Origin of the sequence: Psychrobacter sp. FME13 (assembly GCF_014861395.1) — a bacterium.
Lineage (GTDB): Bacteria > Pseudomonadota > Gammaproteobacteria > Pseudomonadales > Moraxellaceae > Psychrobacter.
Map to the genome: position 1 here is coordinate 1 of NZ_RRYV01000268.1, position 1,903 is coordinate 1,903.

Genomic DNA, 1,903 nt, shown 5'->3' on the forward strand with positions numbered 1-1,903 from the left:
TTTGCTGGTATCATTAATTCCGAGCTTAAACTATGACTTTTGCAAGAGGTCTATTAAATATGGCTTCTTCTCATCTTAAAAATCGCGATAGAAATTATTACCAAAAAAAGTAGCACAGTTAATAGTGCTAATCATATTTTAGAATTTATCATTATTTCCATACCATCCAACGTTGTAGCAAATCACTTAAATCCTTATCTTTATAAATAGCACTACAACAATAATCAATACCTGCGACTTTTAATCCATGTTCGAAACTGTCTAAATATTGCGCTTGATGCGGTGAATACCAATACACTAATAACGCACGATGGTCGTCTTCAGCTTTACGAATACGACTGGCTAAGGATTCAGCTTTTCTTGGAAAAATATCTTCCGCAAACATCACCATGTCTACTTTGTTTGCCTTCATCTCATCGATTACCAACTGCTCATGCTGACAATAAACAACAGCTGCCCCTAAATGCTCAAGTTCAGCTCCTAAAAAACCAACTTCATCATAGTAGTAATAGATAAAAGTCAATCCAGCCAATAAACTCTGTTGCCAAGAATGTTGAATGGTAGGCATCGCTATCGTAATTATAAACTGCGTACCTACTCCTAGCGTGCTATCAACTTCTATAGTGGCACCCATGAGCTGAATCATTTGCTTAACGATGGGCAGCCCAACACCTGAACCTTCATATTGCCGAGTTTTTGATGAATCCACCTGAAAAAATGGATTAAAAATATCATCAATATGATGACTATCGATACCAATACCAGTATCCTTCACACTGATCTGCCAACGATTACTTTTATCAAAATGCGTCAATTGCGATGTAATAATTACTTGCCCAACCGGTGTAAATTTAATCGCATTGCTAAGTAATATCGATAATATCTGTTGTATCTTTTCTGCATCACCTTTCAGGCTATAGTCTATATGATGAACACGACTGACCAACTCTAGACCTTTTTTTTGGGCAATAGGTTCAAACTCTACTAAAATATCTGCAATCAATTGTAATGGATTAAATTCACTATAATTGATATGTATCTGACCTTTTTGTATTTGGTTGAGCTGAATAATGTGATCAAGCGATGACACCAATTTTTCGCTACCACTACTGATAATTTCAACTGCATCTTTTTGTTCTCTATTAAGAGCATCATGATCTAATAACTGCAAACCACCTACAATTGCATTTAAGGAGGTTTTTAGCTCATGGGTTATCATGCTTTGAAAGTTATGCAACTGCACATCAAGAGAAACATCTTTGGTATGTAATTGCTGCTCAAATGCGACAATTGCCTCGTAATCTTGCTTAACTTTTTGCAAACGATTAAACAAAACCACAAAGGTCCGCTTGATCAGTATTAGATCCTTAAAATTGAAATGCTGTGAAATAACGGGTAATTGATCAATACTTGGGTTTTCTAGAACAACTTCACATACTTTAGTAAGAGATTCAATATCTCTTACTGGCCATTTAAGTTTCCGCAGAATATACAACACCCAAAGCACTGCTATGATGGTAATAATCAAACATCCCAACAGATTGGTACGATACCAATATTCTCGCATTGCCTGCACGTCTAAAGTAATATTAATATAACCAACCAATACACTATCTGTTGTGGTTTGATTAGCCTCTGATGCCTCGTTTATGCGCTCTGATAAAGTCTGTGATGCATAAGAATTGGAATTCAACTTATTTGAGTCACTATTAATATCTATATAATTGCTGGTTACTGGGTAGTTAAAACTGACAGTATCTGCAAATAAGATATTTTTCCAATCAGCTGCTGATTGCTCTAGATTATCAATAGGCTGCGGTGTTGAATAAAATAAAATACTTTGAATACTAGGGCGTGTCCCTAATTCAGTTTGCAATGAATCATAGTACAAGCTAGATACAGC

General features: G+C 35.6%; 1 protein-coding gene. It reads right to left on the reverse strand.

Going from position 1 to position 1,903, the window contains the following annotated elements; translation table 11 throughout:
- Positions 1-151: 151 nt before the first annotated feature.
- Positions 152-1,903: sensor histidine kinase (locus EI164_RS15845; protein WP_192520952.1), on the reverse strand; the 1,752-nt coding region annotated here is incomplete at its 5' end.